The organism is Shewanella sp. S1-49-MNA-CIBAN-0167 (assembly GCF_040310145.1).
Classification (GTDB): Bacteria; Pseudomonadota; Gammaproteobacteria; order Enterobacterales; family Shewanellaceae; genus Shewanella; species Shewanella psychromarinicola.
Genome location: NZ_JBEOPO010000005.1, coordinates 50,671 through 70,392 on the forward strand (window position 1 = coordinate 50,671; position 19,722 = coordinate 70,392).

Annotated in this window: 15 protein-coding genes and 1 riboswitch; of the genes, 5 read left to right on the plus strand and 10 right to left on the minus strand. The window is 42.5% G+C overall.

The window, feature by feature from the left end; translation table 11 throughout:
- Window positions 1-60: 60 nt before the first annotated feature.
- Complete coding sequence (locus tag AAEZ00_RS03470) at window positions 61-1,320, plus strand: dicarboxylate/amino acid:cation symporter (protein WP_124014140.1); 1,260 nt, start codon at window positions 61-63, stop codon at window positions 1,318-1,320.
- A 127-nt stretch (window positions 1,321-1,447) separates the two neighbouring features.
- Here the strand turns inward: AAEZ00_RS03470 and AAEZ00_RS03475 are convergent, their stop codons facing one another.
- Together AAEZ00_RS03475 and AAEZ00_RS03480 are read right to left on the minus strand one after the other, a co-directional pair.
- Window positions 1,448-2,647, minus strand: a complete 1,200-nt coding sequence (locus tag AAEZ00_RS03475) for a tetratricopeptide repeat protein (protein ID WP_351075608.1) — start codon at window positions 2,645-2,647, stop codon at window positions 1,448-1,450.
- Window positions 2,648-2,853: 206 nt separating this feature from the next.
- Window positions 2,854-3,846, minus strand: coding sequence for a class 1 fructose-bisphosphatase (locus AAEZ00_RS03480; protein WP_351075605.1), 993 nt, complete (start codon window positions 3,844-3,846; stop codon window positions 2,854-2,856).
- A gap of 168 nt (window positions 3,847-4,014) precedes the next feature.
- Here AAEZ00_RS03480 and AAEZ00_RS03485 point away from each other — a divergent pair, with 168 nt between their 5' ends.
- Window positions 4,015-6,318 carry a S9 family peptidase gene (locus AAEZ00_RS03485; protein WP_351075602.1) on the plus strand — a complete coding sequence of 768 codons (2,304 nt, stop codon included), beginning with the start codon at window positions 4,015-4,017 and terminating at the stop codon, window positions 6,316-6,318.
- 104 nt (window positions 6,319-6,422) lie between these two features.
- Here AAEZ00_RS03485 and arcA read toward each other — a convergent pair whose 3' ends face one another.
- Window positions 6,423-7,139, minus strand: a complete 717-nt coding sequence (arcA, locus tag AAEZ00_RS03490; protein WP_101032909.1) for a two-component system response regulator ArcA — start codon at window positions 7,137-7,139, stop codon at window positions 6,423-6,425.
- A 675-nt stretch (window positions 7,140-7,814) separates the two neighbouring features.
- Between arcA and AAEZ00_RS03495 the strand changes: the two genes are divergently transcribed.
- The 3 genes from AAEZ00_RS03495 to AAEZ00_RS03505 all read left to right on the plus strand — a co-directional run bounded on the left by AAEZ00_RS03495 (window position 7,815) and on the right by AAEZ00_RS03505 (window position 11,680).
- Entirely contained in the window at window positions 7,815-8,258 is a 444-nt protein-coding gene (locus AAEZ00_RS03495; RefSeq protein WP_351075598.1) for a DUF3293 domain-containing protein, read from the plus strand.
- 273 nt (window positions 8,259-8,531) lie between these two features.
- Window positions 8,532-8,704: riboswitch (Lysine riboswitch) on the plus strand.
- Between the two features lie 134 nt (window positions 8,705-8,838).
- Entirely contained in the window at window positions 8,839-10,245 is a 1,407-nt protein-coding gene (lysC, locus tag AAEZ00_RS03500) for a lysine-sensitive aspartokinase 3 (protein WP_267898630.1), read from the plus strand.
- 319 nt (window positions 10,246-10,564) lie between these two features.
- Window positions 10,565-11,680, plus strand: coding sequence for a succinylglutamate desuccinylase/aspartoacylase family protein (locus tag AAEZ00_RS03505; protein ID WP_124014143.1), 1,116 nt, complete (start codon window positions 10,565-10,567; stop codon window positions 11,678-11,680).
- Window positions 11,681-11,839: 159 nt separating this feature from the next.
- On the opposite strand, the gene AAEZ00_RS03510 is transcribed toward AAEZ00_RS03505, so the two are convergent.
- The 7 genes from AAEZ00_RS03510 to rsmE all read right to left on the minus strand — a co-directional run bounded on the left by AAEZ00_RS03510 (window position 11,840) and on the right by rsmE (window position 19,689).
- The gene (locus AAEZ00_RS03510; protein WP_101032906.1) at window positions 11,840-12,976 is read right to left on the minus strand and encodes a site-2 protease family protein; all 1,137 of its coding nucleotides are present in this window, start codon (window positions 12,974-12,976) and stop codon (window positions 11,840-11,842) included.
- A gap of 215 nt (window positions 12,977-13,191) precedes the next feature.
- Window positions 13,192-13,563, minus strand: coding sequence for a DUF4144 family protein (locus AAEZ00_RS03515; protein ID WP_124014144.1), 372 nt, complete (start codon window positions 13,561-13,563; stop codon window positions 13,192-13,194).
- Between the two features lie 36 nt (window positions 13,564-13,599).
- Window positions 13,600-15,267 (minus strand): flagellar assembly protein A, encoded by a 1,668-nt coding sequence (locus AAEZ00_RS03520; RefSeq protein ID WP_124014145.1) that lies wholly within the window; start codon window positions 15,265-15,267, stop codon window positions 13,600-13,602.
- 185 nt (window positions 15,268-15,452) lie between these two features.
- Window positions 15,453-16,490, minus strand: a complete 1,038-nt coding sequence (locus tag AAEZ00_RS03525; protein WP_124014146.1) for a methyltransferase — start codon at window positions 16,488-16,490, stop codon at window positions 15,453-15,455.
- 87 nt (window positions 16,491-16,577) lie between these two features.
- Entirely contained in the window at window positions 16,578-17,870 is a 1,293-nt protein-coding gene (locus AAEZ00_RS03530; protein ID WP_372491495.1) for an alkaline phosphatase, read from the minus strand.
- A gap of 83 nt (window positions 17,871-17,953) precedes the next feature.
- Window positions 17,954-18,907 (minus strand): glutathione synthase, encoded by a 954-nt coding sequence (gene gshB / locus AAEZ00_RS03535; protein WP_124014148.1) that lies wholly within the window; start codon window positions 18,905-18,907, stop codon window positions 17,954-17,956.
- 41 nt (window positions 18,908-18,948) lie between these two features.
- Window positions 18,949-19,689 (minus strand): 16S rRNA (uracil(1498)-N(3))-methyltransferase, encoded by a 741-nt coding sequence (gene rsmE, locus AAEZ00_RS03540; protein ID WP_101032900.1) that lies wholly within the window; start codon window positions 19,687-19,689, stop codon window positions 18,949-18,951.
- Window positions 19,690-19,722 lie beyond the last annotated feature (33 nt).

Sequence of the window (19,722 nt, forward strand, 5' to 3'; positions counted from 1 at the left end):
CTAGGATTGGGTGCAATAATAATAAATAGCAACCGATGTTGCATTTCGAAGGGAAAAAAAATGACAAAATCACTTTCAGCACGGATCTTTATCGGTCTATTTCTAGGGGTTGTGCTTGGCAGTATTGTGCAGTTTTTATTAGCCGATAATGCTTTTTTTGGTGGCACATTAGTGAGTCTGGCAAGTGGTGTCGGCACTATGTTTGTCAATATGATCATGATGCTAGTGGTCCCACTGGTGTTTGTGAGTATTGTCTGCGGTGTGTGTGAGTTACAAGATTTAAAAAGCTTTGGCCGTTTAGGTGGTAAAACCTTTGGCTTTTATATTATCAATACCATGATAGCCATTTTAGCTGCATTTACCGTCGCGATGGTATTTGAACCCGGTAAAGGGGTGGATATGTCGAGCAGCGGTTCGCTGGATATTACCGCGACAGAACTGCCAGATTTAATGTCGTTAATTGTCAGTATAGTGCCAAATAATCCTTTTTCAGCCTTCACCTCTGGCAATATGCTGCAAGTGATTTTTATGGCGCTATTAATAGGCGGCGTGATCAAATCATTGGGGCATTCCGTTGAGGGGGCGGTAAAAGGGTTTCAAACTGCCAATAAAATCATGATGCGCTTAATTTCGGTGGTAATGAGTTTAGCGCCATACGGGGTATTTGCCTTGATGTTTAAATTAGGTGCAACCTTAGAACCTGAAATTTTTGTCAGTGTTGTTGAATATTTAGTGCTTATTTTAGCCCTATTATTGATTTGGATTTTTATCGTATATCCATTTGCTGTCAGCCTATTCACCCCTATTTCAGCGAAAACGTTCAGAGAAAAAACCCAAGAACAAATACTATTCTCATTGTCTACCGCTAGCTCAAACGCCACTATTCCGGTAACCATGCGTACCCTTACTGACAAGCTAGGTGTGAGTCAAGCGGTGGCTGGTTTTGGTGTGCCACTGGGTGCAACCATGAACATGGGCGGGGTGTCGATTTACATTACTATTGCGATATTCTTTGTGGCTAACGCCTTTGGTATGCCAATCAGCAATGATCAAATCCCGTCGTTACTGTTTAGTGTGTTTTTATTGTCAGTGGGTGCAGGTGGTGTGCCTGGTGGTGGTATGGTGATGATTGGGGTACTGATTTACCAATTAGGCTTACCAGTAGAGGCATTTGTGATTGTCGCGGCATTAGATCGTATTATCGATATGGTATTAACCTCATGTAACGTGGTTGGTGATACTGCGGTATTAACCATTGTCGATCAAACTGAACAAGCGCATCAGCTTGAGACTGCAAAAATTGCAGCTGAGAAAGTATAAGATTCGTTTAGCTGTATTAATAAAATGGCCTGCATAGCAGGCCATTTTTATGTCTAAGGTGTTATGTTTAAAGTGTTATGTTTAAGGTCTTATGTTTACGAACCTGTTGTGTCGAATATAGTAGATGCTATCTATGCTGCATTTTATTTTCTATCTTGGTCATAATCTTGAATGTAGACTTTTCTAAATTATCTAAACCGCGATGAGCAACTTGTTCATAAGAGCGATTAATATAGCGGTAAGCTTGTGGGTAGTTGAACTCAATCACCTCAAGTTCTGCCAATTCATTCAACGCCTGTGTTTGCCCGATGGGATAGTTCATCATTTGATGATATTCAATGGCTTTTTTAAACTGCTCCCTGGCTTTATCATTACGACCTATGCGCTGGTTTATCATGCCTGCAAGCTGTGAAATATAGCCCAATGTTAGCCAGTCTTTCACTTTAGCAGCATTGGTTTTTGCAATGGTAAGTACGCCTAATGCTTGTTCTATCCTGTCGGTTTCGGTGTAGCTTTGCGCTAATAACAATCTGAGTCTGGCTAGCTCTCGCTCATCTTGCTGATGTGTAGCTTGGTCGATTGCTGCTATCAATGTGGTATTAAGCTGTTCATATTGATGTTGCTGCAATTGGATGCTGGCCAGTAGACGCATGGCAACTAAGTTGTCGGGTGTGGAGTGTATGAGCTTGGATAAGTGCTGCTCAGCAGCCTTAGTGTCACCAAGTTGTAGCTGTGTCATTGCACTGAACAACAGCGGTGTACTATAGCGTGAATGGTATTGAGTTGCTGTCTTATTGTGTTGTGGGTTGTGTTGTGGATTGTGTTGTGGATTGAGCTGCTGAGTAATCAAGCTTGATGTTGCTAATATAGCTTGCTCGATACTTGAAGCGTTAACGACGCCCGCTTCTGTATGATGCTGCTGATGTAATGTAAACGCTAATTGATATTGATTATTGGCGCTGGTAATACGGGATTCAATCACTAATCCCGCGCCGGAGACGGCCATTAATTGCTTAATATCGACAGCTTGGCTCAAGTGATCATTAGAGATAAGCGAGATGATATTGATAATATCTTCGGTTTGCAGTAATGGGTAACTAACACCGACATTTAGCTGATTGATAAGCACATCCATCGCGGCATAGGGATTCCATTGCGAGTCTGTGCTGCCTGTTGCCAGTTGCACTGGAAGCACTAAAATAGTGCCAGTTTCTATTGCTGGGGCTTTAGTGGGCATCAGATAAGCATAAGCACTCATGCTAATAAGCAGTAAAAGTAAAACCGCCGCAATATATTTATTTTTATTCGATGATCTGGCGGGCGGCATCGTTATAGTCCTTTATTAATACCCTTTCAATAACGTAGTGGGTATTTAAGTTATTGTAAAGAAATGCTTCTTTACTCTTGCCTAATGATTCAAATTTGTATTTTGGTTAACTGTGTTTATTCGCTTCAGTCAGATCATCAATGAGTTCAACTGCAGCGCAGAAATGAAAAAACCGCCAACAGGCGGTTTTTCTACAACATACTTAATTAATCAATTGATGGCTCTTCGCTGTAATCAATACCGTGGTAGCTTAAGCAAGTATCGACTTCGTTGGCACTGCCTAAAATTACCGCAACACGCTGGTGGATTGCCGTTGGCTGAATATCCAAAATGGTTTCATAACCCGTTGATGCTTTTCCGCCAGCTTGCTCAACCAGTAACGCCATTGGGTTCGCTTCGTACATTAAGCGCAATTTGAATGGTCTGGCTGGATTTTTGTTATCTGTAGGGTAGGTAAAAATACCGCCACGGCACAATACTCGGTGCACATCACCGACCATTGCCGCAATCCAACGCATGTTAAACGATTGCTCGCGTGGGCCTATTTCCCCGAGTAACAAATCAGCAATATAGGTTTGTATTGGCGCTTCCCAAAAACGTTGGTTTGACATATTAATGGCAAACTCAGCCGTGTCTGGGGTGATCTGCACGTTATCGTCGGTCAGTAAAAATTCTTGGCTGTCGGGATCGAGAGTATAAAACTGAGTACCTTGGCCAGTGGTTAACGCCATCATGGTTGATGGGCCATACAATACATAACCCGCTGCCACTTGTTTACGCCCAGCTTGTAAAAAACTTTGCTCATTTAACTCTCCAGCGGGTGCGGGTAATACCGAGAAAATGGTGCCGACGAGTGAATTGATATCAATATTTGACGAGCCGTCGAGCGGGTCAAAACACACTAGGTACTCACCTTGAGTATTAACTTCAACCACGTAATCCTCTTCTTCTGAGGCTAAACCGCGAACATGGCCATCGGTTTTGAGAGCATTTTTAAGCATGTCATTGGTGATCACATCCAGTTTTTTCTGGGTTTCGCCTTGAACGTTTTCTTGATCGGTTGCGCCTAAAACGCCTGCTAAGGCGCCGCGCCGAACCGCAACACTAATGGCTTTTGAGGTGTCCGCTAAGGTGAATAATAATTGGGTTAAAGACGAGTTTACGGATTGTGCGCTAAGGGTTTGTGCCAAAGTCTGCATGGTATTTCCTATGACATGTGTGAGGTTTAAGGTCGATTTTGTACATTATTATGCAGCAAATCATACCCCACAATAGCGCTAATTTCAGCGATTGTTGTGTCGGGTTTTGGTTTTAGAGCAAATTAAGGCAAAATGTGGGCGGATTGAATTGCCCAAGGATTAATAATAATGACAACAACATGGAAGCATCATGCTTTAGCGGCAGTATCTGTCGTGCCACTTCTTTTTTCCAGCCCGGTTTTTTCAGTAACAGCAAACGTTAAAGGCAGCATTATGAACTCATCTACCACCGCGACATTGACTGCGATACCAGGTAATAATATGCCACTGACCATTGAGCGTATTCATGCGTCACCGGCATTAGCAGGTTCAAGTCCTCGTGGATTAGCCTTGTCACCTAATGGTAAGCGGGTGACTTATTTATCGAGTCGAGCTGATAACCAGCATTTCTATGATTTATGGCAAATGGATATCGCGACAGGTAAGCGCAGCGTGTTGATTAATGCGGAACAATTAGACGCAGGGGAATTGTCTGATGAAGAGAAAGCTCGCCGTGAGCGCCAACGTATTTATGGCCAAGGGATCATGGAGTATTTTTGGTCTGAAGACAGCCAACATATTTTAATTCCGGCTGCGGGTAAATTGTACTTATTTGATGTTCCAACGAATAACGTGGTTGAATTAGCCATTGGAGCAGGCTTTGCCACCGATGCGCGTTTGTCACCTAAAGGCCACTTTGTGTCGTTTGTACGCGATCAAAATTTATTTATATTAGCCCTAGACACACACAAAGTCAGTGCGTTAACGACCGATGGTAAAGGGCCGATTAAAAATGCCATGGCAGAGTTTGTCGCCCAAGAAGAAATGGATCGCATGACAGGATATTGGTGGGCGCCCGATGAGTCTGCTATTGCCTTTACTCGAATCGATGAAACGGGTGTTGAGTTAGTGACCCGTAATGAAATTTATGCCGACGGTATTAAATTAACCGATCAGCGTTACCCTTATGCTGGCAAAGCTAACGTTGAGATTGAGTTGGGAGTGGTTAGCTTAAAAGATCGAAGCATAAACTGGATTGATTTAGGCAAACAAAAAGACATGTATTTACCTCGTGTTGATTGGTTGCCAGACAGTCAACGGGTGTCATTTCAATGGCAAAGCCGCGATCAACAAACATTGGACTTACGCATAGCTTCGATAACCAAACCGAAACAAGTAACAACGGTGATCGAAGAACACAGTAACGCTTGGGTTAACCTAAACAATGACTTGCACTTTCTCAAGCAACAATCGGCCTTTATTTGGGGCTCTGAACGTGATGGTTTTCATCACCTGTACTTATTTGACTTACAAGGTAAGCAACTTAAACAGTTAACCCAAGGTGATTGGGCGGTCGATGCGCTTGAATTTGTCGATGAAGCCACGGGCTGGGTATATTTTAGCGGTCGTAAAAACAGCGTGGTCGAGCGTCATTTGTATCGGGTTAACTTGAAACAAGGTATGGACTCCATTGAGCGAATTAGCCAAGCATCAGGTATGCATGAGGCAGTATTTGCGGATAAAAAGCCGGTTTATTTAGATTACTTTAGTAGCTTACAGCAACCGCCACAAATAAGTTTACACAATGATACTGGCAAGCAGTTAGCTTGGGTTGAGCAAAATGAAATTGATAACAACCATCCTCTGTATGATTATGCGGGTTTATGGCAAATGCCTGAGTTTGGTCAAGTAACCGCTGAAGATAACCAAGCACTGCAGTATCGATTATTTAAACCGGTTCCTTTTGATGCAGCTAAACAGTATCCGGTTGTGGTCAGGGTATACGGTGGGCCGCATGCGCAGTTAGTGGTCAATAGCTGGAGCGAAGCGGATTATTTTACTCAGTATTTACTGCAGCAAGGTTATGTTGTATTCCAGTTAGATAACCGGGGTTCGGCTCATCGTGGTACTCAATTTGAGCATGTGATTTATCAAAATATGGGTGATGCGGAAGTGAGTGACCAAAAGGTCGGGGTAGATTACTTACGCAGTTTACCTTTCGTTGATGGTGATAACATTGCCATTTATGGCCACAGTTATGGCGGCTACATGGCGTTAATGAGTCAGTTTAAGGCGCCAGGTTATTTTAAAGCCGCTATAGCGGGGGCACCCGTAACCGATTGGCGTTTGTACGATACCCATTACACTGAACGTTATATGGGCAACCCAGAAACCAACAAACAAGGTTACGACGCCAGCAGTATTTTACCTTACGTCAAAGATTATCAGTCGGGCTTATTGATGTATCACGGCATGGCTGATGACAATGTACTGTTTGAAAACAGCACTCGAGTGTATAAGGCATTACAAGATGAAGGTAAATTGTTCCAGATGATGGATTACCCGGGGTCTAAGCATTCAATGCGCGGTGAGAAAGTACGTAATCATTTGTATAAATCATTAGCGGCATTTTTAGATCAACAGTTAAAATAAGCGATATATTTTTAAATGATTAGCTAAAAAGCAGACAATAAAAAACCAGGTGAGACCCACCTGGTTTTTTATTGCGGTTAACTTAAACGGTTAACTTAAGCGGATCACGCTTCTAAGTCGCCACAAAAACGATAGCCTTCACCGTGAATAGTCGCGATGATTTCTGGCGTGTCAGGTAAGCTTTCAAAGTGCTTACGGATACGACGGATCGTCACATCAACAGTGCGGTCGTGGGGTTTTAACTCACGGCCGGTCATTTTTAGCAGTAAATCAGCACGAGTTAAAATCTTGCCTGGATTTTCAACAAAATGAAGCATCGCACGAAATTCGCTGCGTGGTAGCTTGTAAGATTCACCTTGTGGAGTAACCAAAGAGCGGCTATTAATTTCTAGGCTCCAGCCGTTAAAGCGGTAAAACTCAACAGAACCTTTTTCTTCGGTTTCCGCCGCCGCATTATTAACGCGAGTTAACAGGTTACGGGCACGGATCGTTAATTCGCGAGGGTTGAATGGTTTAGTGATATAGTCATCTGCACCAATTTCAAGCCCTAAAATTTTATCAACTTCATTATCTCGACCGGTCAAGAAAATAAGACCGATGTTATTAATTTCACGTAGTTCACGTGCTAATAATAAGCCGTTTTTACCTGGTAAGTTAATGTCCATAACAACAAGGTTTATCTTGTTTTCTTGCATGGCTCTATGCATTTCTGCGCCGTCATTGGCTTCGGTGACAACATAGCCTTCAGCTTCAAAAATACTGCGCAATGTATTACGAGTTACTGCTTCATCTTCAACAATTAAAATGTGCGGATTTTGCATAATATATACCTGATTTTATAAAATTCGATTCTAGCCACGGTGTGCTAATAGATTGCAATAGCGCGTTAACATATGCGCTATTATTCCGATATTTTTGGGTGTTTATCTATGTCTACCCTGAATTAAACACTCTCTATAAACTCGATGACGTAACGCTTAATGCGGGTTACTGAGTCTGCTTGCGTTAACTAATTGCCATTACGCTAAGGTACGCGTTTACACTTATGCATGATGGTGTAAAAAGTGGTGTAAAATTTGTTGCACCTAGGCTTACTTACTATGAATGCCATTTAGAAAGATAGTTCCTTCCTGTCGCAAACTTATTTAATCGTATTAATGTTTTATCAAATGTAGAACAAATTTAGTACGACTGTAAACTTTACATCAATAAATCTTCACGCTCACAACAATATATGCTGAGATTTTCAGGTGTATGTAGCCAACTTTGCTACAATGATTTAATAGTGCGTGATGCTATTGTACTCGTTTTAGGCATTTGTTAACAAATTAAATGTTAAAAAATTAATATAACAGTCAAGTATATAAAAGATTAATATTACTAAGTTGATAATAATAAATGATTTTTAAGTATTAAACTGGTGATTAGATCGCAAATCTTTTCGATATCTAACCTAATTGTTAGACTCATTTTGGCTTAATTAACGAAAAAATATTATGGAAAATGTTATCGATACATTGTGGTATGAATATCAAACGACTCATTTTTTGTTCACCCAACGCCTTTCTAATGATTTCCCATTTGCTATAGTTACCGCTCATAACCCCCGGGGGACTAGCCTCTCACCGAGTCAAAATCGTTTACTTGATCATCAGCTTCAATCTAAAATCCAACAGTATAATCGGCCCTATCGTGCCTTAATCGGTGCGGCCGCTGATTGGTCACATATGGAAAAAAGCTGGGCAGTTTTTATTGATAAAGAACAGGCTGTTGAGCTAGGAAGAGAGTTAAATCAACATGCAATTTATTACGTTAATCAAGGTTTGATATCTCTGGTTGCGTGTCTTGATACCATCAAACCTGACGTTGAAATGGGCGCATTTAATCAGCGATTACGGCTGGTTAATGAACTGCCAGAGATTAGTTTCTATACTGGATGAGCGCTGGGTTAATTTAGAGCGCTTAATCGCTACTGAATGTTTTGAGTCATTAATCGAGACAATAAAATATATATTGTCTCGATTAATTGCGTTATTTGGTTTTTTTTGCGTATATATTGGCTTTTTTCTAATATAGAACAATGACAGATCCGCTATCGCTACGACAGATTATCTAACAACAAAGATATTTTTATCAAAACAGTGTTTTTTTACTGGGTTTGTTGATTGACTTGTTAGGGCATTTGTTGCTATTTTCATCAGCTCTCCTTCGGGAGAAACAGAAGAGGAGCGTTAACTAGGTAGTAAGTGAGAGGATGCCAGTCCGATGACAACTTATGATGGAGATTAGCGCCGAGGTATCAGTTTGTTTGGCGAACATTGATATCGGTCGTTTAGGCTGAATCCTAACGATTGTCACCTTTTTTTGGTGGAGAGCTTCTGGTGATGATTGCTGTTTCCCTTCTATAAGGGTGCGTTATCTTAGCACCAGGCTCTTCGAACGTAGTGTGTTCGGAGCGTATATCATGTTAGTAAATCACGTCTTATTTTCTAGTCTTTGGCAAACTGCGGAGGCATCAGTATGAGCATTATCTCTGAAACTGTTGTTCTTGAAACCGTGGTGCCTGAAATAGCCACATCAGAATTAGTCGTAGCCAAATTTGGCGGTACGTCGGTTGCTGATTACGCCTCTATGAGTCGTTGTGCCAATATTGTCTTGGCTAACCAAGCCACTCGTCTCGTGGTGGTGAGTGCCTCCAGTGGTGTCACCAATTTATTAGTTGAGCTGACTCAAGCTAATGTCAACGATGAACGACGACTAGTACTCCTTAAGCAAATTGCTCAAATTCAATATGCGATTCTCGATGAATTAGGCCGTCCACAAGACGTGGCGGCCAGTATTGATAAAATTCTGAGCCGAATGTCAGTATTAAGTGAATCGTTAGAACTTGATCGCAGCAAAGCGATTATGGACGAATTGCTGTCAACGGGTGAGCAATGTTCATCGATTTTATTTTCAGCGGTTATTCGGGAAAAAGGCACCGCTTCAAATCATTTCGATGTGCGTCAGGTGCTGCGTACCGACAGCTATTTTGGCCGTGCAGAACCACAGATTGAAGTCATTTCAACGCTTGCTGGTGATTTTTTAAAACCCTTACTTGCTCGTTATATCATTGTCACCCAAGGATTTATTGGAGCTGATGACAGTGGCCGAACCACAACATTAGGCCGTGGTGGCAGTGATTATTCGGCGGCATTACTGGCTGAAGCGCTCCGTGCCACAGCGGTTGAAATTTGGACCGATGTCGCCGGTATTTATACCACTGATCCACGGCTTGCCCCTAATGCGCGTCCCATTGCCGAAATTAGCTTTAATGAGGCGGCTGAGATGGCCACCTTTGGCGCTAAAGTATTGCATCCCGCCACCATTTTACCGGCTGTGAGACAAAAAATTCAGGTGTTTGTGGGATCAAGTAAAGCCCCTGAAATGGGCGGAACTTGGATCCGCCATCAAGTAGACGATACCCCAGTATTTAGAGCTGTGGCATTGCGCCGCGATCAAACATTACTTAACTTGCATAGCTTACAAATGTTACATGCTCAGGGTTTTTTAGCAGAAACGTTTGCGACTTTAGCTCGACATAAAATTTCGGTGGATCTCATTACCACCTCTGAAGTTAACGTGGCATTGACCTTAGATAAAACCGGTTCTGATTCGAGCGGACACGGCTTGTTAAGTGAGTCATTATTGCAAGAGTTATCGCAGCATTGTGGTGTTCGCGTCGAAGAGAACTTAGCCTTAATCGCCATTATAGGTAATCGTATTGCATCGACTGCGGGTGTTTGTAGTCGCGTATTTAAGGTGCTGGAAAACCATAATGTAAGGATGATTTGCCAAGGCGCCAGCCCACATAATTTATGTGTCCTAGTGGCAGAGTCGGAAGCGGCGCAAGTGGTTAATGCCTTGCATCAAAATCTGTTTGAGTAATACCAATCCTATTAAATATGCGATCTTTCAGCGGGAGTTCAAAGTGCTGTAGGCAAGGCAGATGATTGAAGCGAATAGTTATTCTCGGTAACAAGCTCCTGCGTTACTCTACCTCCAGCATCCATGCCGTCGTATTTTGAAAATATCTAACGAAGCATAAAGTACTTTGAAACCCGCCAGAATGGAGTCTCTCAGGTATTCCACTTCTGTGTTGCATCGATTTAAAAGGGAACAACCATTTCTACATCAATGCGCCTTGAATTGAAAAACCTGAGAGACTCTGAACTGACCAGATATTTAATGAGATTGGTATCATCATATGACTAAAGCAATACAATCGTCAGTGCAGGTCGGAGAACTGGCGACGGGGCAAGCATTGACCGTGCCGTTATATACATTCTCTGGCAGTGAGTTGTTTTCGCCCAGCGTTTATATTCAGGCCAATGTTCATGGTGCCGAAGTGCAGGGAAATGCAGTGATTTATCAACTGATGACCTTGTTAGAAGGTTATCAAGTACTAGGTGATATTACGCTTGCGCCATTGGCCAATCCATTAGGGATTAATCAAAAGAGTGGTGAGTTTACCTTAGGACGGTTTGATCCGATAACTGGGGTGAATTGGAACCGAGAGTATTTTGATCACAACATCAAGGTGCAAGCTTGGTATACCGAGCATCAACATTTAAACGATAATGAACTGTTTCAGGCTTATCGTTCAATGTTGGTTGGAGCTTGTCAGGCTCGATTGGAGCTCCCTTTTGGGCTCTCTACCGGTCATCGGTTGGCTGTGAGTTTACAAACCATGGCACATCAAGCAGATATAGTGCTTGATTTACATACTGGGCCTAAGTCGTGCAAGCATTTGTATTGCCCTGAGTATGATGCGGATGCGGCGAGATTTTTTTCGATCCCATACACGCTGATTATGCCTAATAGTTTTGGCGGAGCGATGGATGAAGCCACGTTTTGTCCATGGTGGCAGTTAACCGAATATGCCGCGAGCCAAGGTCGTGAGTTTTCGGTACCCGTGTCTGCATTTACCTTAGAGCTCGCCAGTCAAGAACGAATTGATTTAGCCGACGCGTTAGAAGATGCCAAAGGCATATTGGCTTATTTAAGTTATCGTGGTGTGATTGCTGAAAAAGTCACTCCAGCAGATATGCCTCGATTTGGTTGTTACTTATGTGACTACAAAAAGTTTCATGCACCTAAAGCTGGTTTAATCGAATATCGCGCGGTACTGGGTGAGCCGTTAGCAGCAGGGCAACCATTGGTGAATATTTTACGCATTGATCTTTATGGCACTGAACAGGCTTATCAAGCCATTAGTTTACCCATGGATTGCGTGCCAATTTTACACTTTGCTTCAGCGTCAGTTCACCAAGGGACTGAACTGTATAAGGTGATGACCAAGGTGTTTTCGATAACCCACTAATGTGATGTTATCAACCCCCCGTTTTGATACTAAATCCTCTCGGTGTTGCTTTGTAAAACAGCTATAATAATGCCTGCATATTGCAGGCATTATTATTATCCGTTTTGAGTTCTCTGAAATAGAAACGTTGTAATAGGAACTCATTATATGGGCGGTTAATTAGCTGCCTAAAATCTGCAGTGGAATGGCCAACATCTCGTCGCCTGAAGCGGCAAAGTACCAAATAATACCTACTAAGCTTGCCACTGTGAGCAAATACCATACGGTAGAGAAAATTTGTCCGTAACGATCTAAGGGTAATAAATGGCTTTGGTGGCGTCCACGCCATTCGACAATGATTTCGATACTGCCAATAAGCAGCAAAAAGCCGAGAAGCGCTAAGCCTAAGCTATAGCTGATAAAGACCCCTATAGCGGCACCCGCGGCACAGGCGACCAGGCCAATTAAGCTGTTCATGGAGAAGCTAATACTTTTCAGAATATGGCCGCCATCAAGCGGTAAAATGGGCAGTAAATTAAATAGATTTAGCAGGGCATTGAATGCCGCTAACCCAGCAAAGAATATGTTACCTGTTATCCAATAAAGTCCGACACAAATAATTGATAAAATCAGCCCAAAAGTGGGGCCCATAATTGAAATATACACGTCTTGCCAACGGGTGTTGATCCGCTCATCACTTAACGCTAAGCCACCAACAAAAGGGATTAAATAGATACCTTTTGTTTTCATACCGAAATGCTTCATTGCTCGAATATGACCGTATTCATGGAACATTAAGCAACCGATGAGTGCTAAGGCAAATTGAAATGAAAATAGCCAAGAATAGGCTGCAACACTAGCTCCAGCAAAAAGGACTTTAACCACTTTGGCACTTTTTAACAGTTTAAAACCTAATGATGCAAGTCCAACAACACTGATTTTTTGAGTTTTTACCGCGGCGACTTCAGGGGTTTGACGTTCAATCTCTTCAACGGTTCTTTGCCCTTGGGTGATGGTTTCATCATCAATTAATAAGCAGTAATCAAGCTGGAATGGCTGCCAGTTAACATCGATTTCTAATCGTACTGGAAGTGAACCAATACTTGGCTTAACGGTTTCGTCATCGTTAGTATTGGTTTCAGTCGGGACGGATGTGTGCGTTGTCAGTTCAAATGAATGGATATGAAAGGCTTGGTCGGAAGCACTCGCAGACTTTTGCGATACCAGTTGATTGTCCCAATAAAGTTGCTGCCAACCCGCAATCGAGCCTTCTAATCGCAGACGTTTACCTAGACATTCAATATTTAATAATTCCATTAAGGATTCTCTGGGGTTATGGACGTTGAGCATCGGGCATTTTGCCAGAGCGATGTCACTAGCTCAATGGGTTCGACAATTATATTCGTTAATCTTAATTTTAATCTTAGGTTTATGACTGAGTGATTAAGCTAAGCATTACGTCGGTAAGGTTAAGGTTGATAACAGTAAAAACGCTGTGATATGGGCTGTTATCTAAAGCGGAAGTCACGCTTTTAATAAAGCTGTTCTAATTCGGCAACGGTGGCGATACCTTGTTCAACGGTCGTAAAGATTATCTTTGCACTGCAACAATGGCCTTGAAACTGGCCAAATTGACGGACAAGAGGCAACATTTGCAGTACGTTCATTTGCTGGTCTTGTTTCACCAAGTAGGGGAGTTGTGCCACATTATTGTTGGCAACGTCGACTTGTTCAGCGGTTTCAATGTGGTAAATGCAACCTGCGGTGTCGATCAGTTTATCGTGCAAGCAGACGGTAAATTGATTGGCGCAAATAAAGCTTAACCAGTCTTGGTGGTTTGCCAGATACATTAATTCATCATCTTGATCAAATTGCAGTATGGCGGGCCAATGTATGTGTTGCATAGTTACCTGTAAATCAATGTGGGTTGGTTTAATCTGCTAACGGTTGCTGTAATCGTATGAAATTTCTTGATTCACATTTTTAACAACACATGAGGCATGTTCGCGTTGGGTGCGATTAAACGCATTGCCAATATGAATTTCCACGTTATTAAAAATGTATTTTTCTGCTTTGATAAAGTAATTATTATAGTAATTTTCTACTTCAATAAGATTTTGATTATATTCTACTTCTTCCTTTGTTTGCTCCTCGGTCATCTGCTTCTTTTGGTCAAGCATCATTTTGACTTGCTCTACCATACCCGCATCACTTTGCCATTCAGCTTTGGGGGGCAATTTACGCAGTCTGGCCTCGAGTTCTAATCCGGCGACAACCATGCCTTTGATGCCGGCATCCAGTTCTTTGAGTTGTAGCTTTAGTTCACCTTGATGCATAGCACAAAATAGTTCGGTTTTGGTACTGGCTTTAGCGCCAAGCACAATAGCCCTAATCCCCTTTGCCGCGGTGGCTTTACCGCCGACTAAGTCACCGCGTCGTGATTGAGCATCACTGACGGTAATGCAGCCTCCTGACGTTGAATGACTGTGTAACAACTGTTTAGTGACTAAAATATTGCCCTGTGCTTCTAGATGAGAATATTGTACAAATTGGGCACAAATTTGGCCGGTGGCGGTAATCTTGGTACTGAGCTCTTGGTCTTTAATTAACCGACCAATGATGCCTTTGCTGACAATAACGTCACCTTGCGCTTCAATGGTGGCTGAGTCAACAAACCCCATGACGGTAACATCACCACTGGCTTTGACTTCCATCCCTTCATGCACATCGCCGGTAATTAAAATACTACCTTTAAAATTCACATGGCCAAAGCGAACATCAACATCTTTAATTTGCAGTATATCGTCGACTTGCATGCCTTGACGGTTTTCAACCGGTTGGCCTGGAACTGTGGCGATGAGTTTGTTTGGATCCTTAGGGTGTAAGCCGGTGCCTGTACCGGGCTCCATGGGTTTGTCTTGACCTGTGATTTGTTGCAGTACATCACCATGGATATTGAATCCTGGGCTACCAGTGGTTGCTGGGGTCTTAATCATTAATATATCGGTGGGCTTAACGGTAATTAATGCGCCTAAATTACGCATATCGACCGAGCCGTCTTCACGTTCTTGAGGTTGTAATAAACGTTCTCGCGCCAGAGCTACCTTACGGGTTAATGTGGCATTTTCGCCATTCACTGCCGCTTTACCGCAGGCGATAACGCCCTCACAGCATTCCCCTGGTGGTAAAATCGATAAGCGTTGCATTAACCCCATAATGTTAGGTTTACTTAAGCCCATTTTAATTTTTTGATTTTTGAGGGTATTAAGTACGTCTGATAGGGTGATGTCTTTACCGCCCCAAGCTGAGGTGATTTTCATACTAGCTTGCATTTTATCGTCATTGATATTGATGTCCACTGCACCATCTTTACGTTCAGCTATCGCAAAAAACAGTTCGTGATCCCCTAGATTTTGGCCGCAAAGCGCATTGACTTCAGTGACCGCTTTATTAATGGCAGGGGCAATGGGAAACAACATTGCAAAAGTTGCCTGTGTTAGTAAGGCGTTGATATCCTCTTCTAGCACGGGACCATGAGTATTGGGAATTATGCGTAATTCGGCTTTACTTTTATCTGCGCTTAGTGCGATTAGTGAAGGCTCTAACATAGCATCCTTTGTTGTTATTTTTATATCAGATCAATACTGGAAATAAAATAGTAACGACATAAATTCAAAAATGTTTACTATTTTACCTTGCAGTAAATTTAGCCGATTTTAATCTCCATTTCCAGCAGTAAGCTCGCTTTGTTGTCCATAACTGAAGCTGTGTCACGGGAGGTTCGATCTTGGGATTAACGTTGATGGAGATATAATTTGTACTTATTGTTTTCAGCCAACACATTCACTTTACCAAAATGAGTCGCAATGGTATCAGCATAGGGCAGGTGGCGATTAGCAACAATTTGCCAGACGCCTTTAGGCGCCAAACTGATTGCGCTGGATTTAACAAACTGGGTCGCAATGTCGGTGGTGCTGGTTAACCCATCATGAAACGGTGGGTTGGAAATAATGCCATCAAATTTACCGGTAATTTGATTAAATCCGTCAGAAGGATAGATTTTTGCGTGCATATTATTGGCTGCAAGGGTTAATTCACATGACAGCAATGCCATCGCATTGATATCAATACATTCCATGGCTAGCTTTGGATTGGCTTTTAGCAATGCCGCCGTAATGACCCCTGCACCACAACCAAAATCGAGGACTCTGCCGTGTAAGTTGTTTGGTAAATGCAACAGTAATAGTTCGGTGCCCTGATCGAGACGCTTTTCACTGAAGACCCCTACCACATTGCAAATTTGCAGTTTACCTTGTGGTGTATCTAATGAATATTGGCTTACCCAATCACTGATTGATAGCCTGGGTGCTACTTGAGTTAAATAACTGACATACACTAAACAATGACGGGCATTATCTTGTTTGATGGGGGGGGAGTAATAATCAGGCGTGAGTTTATCAATTGATTTAATCCCACCTTTATTCTCACCCACAATCATTAATTGGCCGTCGATACGTAAATGCTGCGCCGCAAGTTGCAGTAAGTAACCCATTAACGGTTTAGCTTTTGCAAAGTAAATAATAACCGTGTCAAATTTTGTATCAACTAATGAGTCAGGCAGCTGATGGCCAAAATAGCACTGCAATTTATTATTAGCATAGGATGACAATGTTAGGTGATGATTAAAATCCAGCGCTAGGGCAGTGACATTCTCTGCAAACTCAAGACATTGATGCGCAAAAGTATCAGCTTCATAGTTGAGCACTAACACATTATGTTTATGAAAATATTTGCTGTTTCTAATTAAGGCTTGAGAAGGATTTGTTAACACGTCGGTTGCTCATAATGCTAGTGATAAAATACCTGCTGATATTAACACAATCCCCACTTTGATAGCGGGGATTGTGTTAGGCAGCAATTAAGGCGTTTGTACCGATTGTGGTAATAAGCTAAACATTTTATTGGCTATATCAACATTGTCTTGATGGCCACTAAACAATCTGGCGCCGGGGCCCGCTGCGAATACCTGAACATCCATGGCGGTATGGCCGCCACTTGTCCAACCGGTATTAGATTGAATATCAATTAATTTTCGCAGTGCAATAGCAAGTGGCTCATTACCTTGCATACGTGCAGTTTGCAATTGACTGTATTCTACTTCGCTTGGGGTAAACCCCAATAGTGTTGCGGTTATGGTCTGCCAATCCTCTGCGGCAATAGCACGCGTGGCAATCACATCTGGGCTAGCTTGAACCTTATGCAGTACTTCAGGATGCCATTCGTATTTGTCGTGTGCGCCCACTGACAACCCACCGGTATTATGATCGGCTGTCACAACCATCAGGGTGTCTTTACTTTGACGAACAAATTGTTCAACCACTTCAATTGCGGCTGCAAACTCATCCATTTCACCCATCGCGGTAGCAATATCGTTACTGTGACCCGCCCAATCAATTAAGCTGCCTTCTACTAATAACACAAAACCTTGCTTATTTTGCGACAGTAAATCGAGTGCCTTTTGCGTCATATGACTGAGTTTATGCGCTTTTTTATCATTAATCCCCCAAGGTAACTGTACATCGGCAAATAGCCCTAATACTTTCGGGTGATGAACCGACTCAAGTTGGGAGAGTTCACTAATGTGTTGGTAACCTTTAGCGGTGAACTGCTCAAGCAATGTTGGGGTGAAATATTGCTGGCCACCGCCAAGGATGACATCAGCATCGGTGGTTAAATAAGCCTGTGCGATATCAATATAATTACTACGACTTTCATTGTGAGCAAGAAATGCCGCAGGTGTAGCATGGTTTACTTGGGAGGTAACCGCTACGCCAGTTGACAAGCCTAATGCTTTTGCTCTTTCCATTAAGGTTGTCAGTGGGCGTTTTTCGGTATCAACGGCAATAGCACCATTATAACTTTTGACCCCAGTAGATAATGCGGTTGCCGATGCCGCCGAGTCGGTTACATAACCACTGACAGAAGCAGGGTAAGTGCTTGCCATACCAACGAGTAAGCGATCAAAAACCGTTTGTTCAATCTCTTCTGTCTCAGGGTTATCTTTATAGTAACGATAGGCCGTGGTGTAAGCAGGTCCCATACCATCGCCAATCATAATAACAATATTTGTCGGTCTTGAAGGACCGACAGTCGGCACATTATTACTGGTTGTGTTGGCCTCAATAGGCGAAATAACGACTTCATCAGCCATTGCACCCGTTACGACCAAGCTAGAGACCAATAATAATCTGCTAATTATTCGTTGGTAGGTAGATAGAAAATGCATGATTAATCCTATTTCTGCTGATTGATACGGGCTTCGATGGCATCCATAAGCATGCCGGTAATGTCAACGTCATATGCGGCTTCAATTTCTCTAATGCAGGTTGGGCTGGTGACATTGATTTCAGTTAACTTATCACCAATGATGTCTAAACCAACAAAAATAAGGCCTCGTTTTTTCAATTCTGGACCAATGGCGCGGGCTATTTTCCAATCACTTTCTGATAATGGCTGGGCTACTCCACTGCCGCCAGCCGCTAGGTTGCCACGGGTTTCACCTTTCATCGGGATACGCGCTAATGCGTATGGAACCGGTTCACCGTCAACCACTAAAATACGCTTGTCACCTTGAGTTATCTCAGGGATAAAGGCTTGAGCCATTGCGAACTGCTGGCCATAACTGGTGAGCGTTTCGATAATGACCCCGACGTTAGGGTCATCTTTTTTCACTCTAAAAATAGACGTGCCGCCCATGCCATCTAATGGTTTTAAAATAATATCTTGCTTCAATTGGTGGAACGCTCGAATACGTTTAGCATCACGGGTCACAAGAGTGTCTGGCGTAAACTCAGAAAACCATGCTGTAAACAGTTTTTCATTGGCATCACGTAAGCTTTGAGGCTTGTTAACGATTAATACGCCTTCTTCTTCCGCCCGTTCCAGCATATAAGTGGCGTAGATGAATTCGGTATCAAATGGTGGATCTTTGCGCATTAAGATCACATCAAGATCTGCCAACGGGGTATCAATTGACTCGCCTAATGTAAACCATTGGTTAGCATCTTGCTTTACCGATAATTCACGCATGTTGGCCATGGCTTTGCCGTTGACCATCGCAAGATCATGCATTTCCATATAAAACAATTGGTAGCCACGTGCCTGTGCGGCTAATAACATCGCGAAGCTGGTATCTTTTTTGATGTTAATGTCGCTAATAGGGTCCATAACAATGCCGAGCTTAATCATGTGTTTATCCTTAATAATATCCAAGATGATATCGGTTTGGGTTAACCAATATCGCCAAATTTAACTTGTAATGCAGTAATAGCAGTCAATGATGCGGTTTCTGTACGCAGCACTCTTGGCCCCAATAAAATATCGGTAAAATGCTCAGTTTCGGTCATGGCAATTTCTTCGTCAGATAAGCCGCCTTCTGGGCCAATTAATAATCTTACTTTGTGGTGTTGATCGGTTAACTGTAAGCCATTAATGCCGTGTGAAGCTCTTGGGTGTAAATTCAGTTTTAAGGCTTCGGTAGATTCTTCACACCATTGCGCCAATGTCATTGCAGGGCGAACAACCGGTACGATACTGCGGCCAGATTGTTCACAAGCACTGACGACAATTTTTTGCCATTGTTGTTGTTTTTTCTCTAAGCGATCACCATTAAGTTTGACACCACAACGATCTGAAAATAAGGGTGTAATCCTTGTTACGCCTAGCTCAACCGATTTTTGGATCGTAAATTCCATTCGGTCACCACGAGAAATTACCTGACCTAAGTGCAAGTCTAATGTTGATTCGTTGTTGTTAGCTTGACAACTTAAGACGTTGACAGTGATGGATTTTTTACTTATTTCAATAATTTCAGCTAAGTAATCATTACCATCACCGTTAAACAAGCTGATGTGGTCCCCCATACCCATTCGCAATACTCGGCCGATATGGGCGACACCATCCTCATCTAATTGAAGCGTTTGCCCTTGTTGTAAATTGTCTAGGGGCTGAAAAATGCGTGGGACTCTCATCAGTGTTGACCTTATTTAACCAATTGTTCAAGG

What these genes read in the sequence shown, in the direction of transcription:
- AAEZ00_RS03470 (WP_124014140.1), top strand. Translation starts at nt 61, where the DNA reads ATGACAAAATCACTTTCAGCACGGATCTTTATCGGTCTATTTCTAGGG.
- AAEZ00_RS03475 (WP_351075608.1), bottom strand. Translation starts at nt 2,647, where the DNA reads ATGCCGCCCGCCAGATCATCGAATAAAAATAAATATATTGCGGCGGTT.
- AAEZ00_RS03480 (WP_351075605.1), bottom strand. Translation starts at nt 3,846, where the DNA reads ATGCAGACTTTGGCACAAACCCTTAGCGCACAATCCGTAAACTCGTCT.
- AAEZ00_RS03485 (WP_351075602.1), top strand. Translation starts at nt 4,015, where the DNA reads ATGACAACAACATGGAAGCATCATGCTTTAGCGGCAGTATCTGTCGTG.
- arcA (WP_101032909.1), bottom strand. Translation starts at nt 7,139, where the DNA reads ATGCAAAATCCGCACATTTTAATTGTTGAAGATGAAGCAGTAACTCGT.
- AAEZ00_RS03495 (WP_351075598.1), top strand. Translation starts at nt 7,815, where the DNA reads ATGGAAAATGTTATCGATACATTGTGGTATGAATATCAAACGACTCAT.
- lysC (WP_267898630.1), top strand. Translation starts at nt 8,839, where the DNA reads ATGAGCATTATCTCTGAAACTGTTGTTCTTGAAACCGTGGTGCCTGAA.
- AAEZ00_RS03505 (WP_124014143.1), top strand. Translation starts at nt 10,565, where the DNA reads ATGACTAAAGCAATACAATCGTCAGTGCAGGTCGGAGAACTGGCGACG.
- AAEZ00_RS03510 (WP_101032906.1), bottom strand. Translation starts at nt 12,976, where the DNA reads ATGGAATTATTAAATATTGAATGTCTAGGTAAACGTCTGCGATTAGAA.
- AAEZ00_RS03515 (WP_124014144.1), bottom strand. Translation starts at nt 13,563, where the DNA reads ATGCAACACATACATTGGCCCGCCATACTGCAATTTGATCAAGATGAT.
- AAEZ00_RS03520 (WP_124014145.1), bottom strand. Translation starts at nt 15,267, where the DNA reads ATGTTAGAGCCTTCACTAATCGCACTAAGCGCAGATAAAAGTAAAGCC.
- AAEZ00_RS03530 (WP_372491495.1), bottom strand. Translation starts at nt 17,870, where the DNA reads ATGGCTGATGAAGTCGTTATTTCGCCTATTGAGGCCAACACAACCAGT.
- gshB (WP_124014148.1), bottom strand. Translation starts at nt 18,907, where the DNA reads ATGATTAAGCTCGGCATTGTTATGGACCCTATTAGCGACATTAACATC.
- rsmE (WP_101032900.1), bottom strand. Translation starts at nt 19,689, where the DNA reads ATGAGAGTCCCACGCATTTTTCAGCCCCTAGACAATTTACAACAAGGG.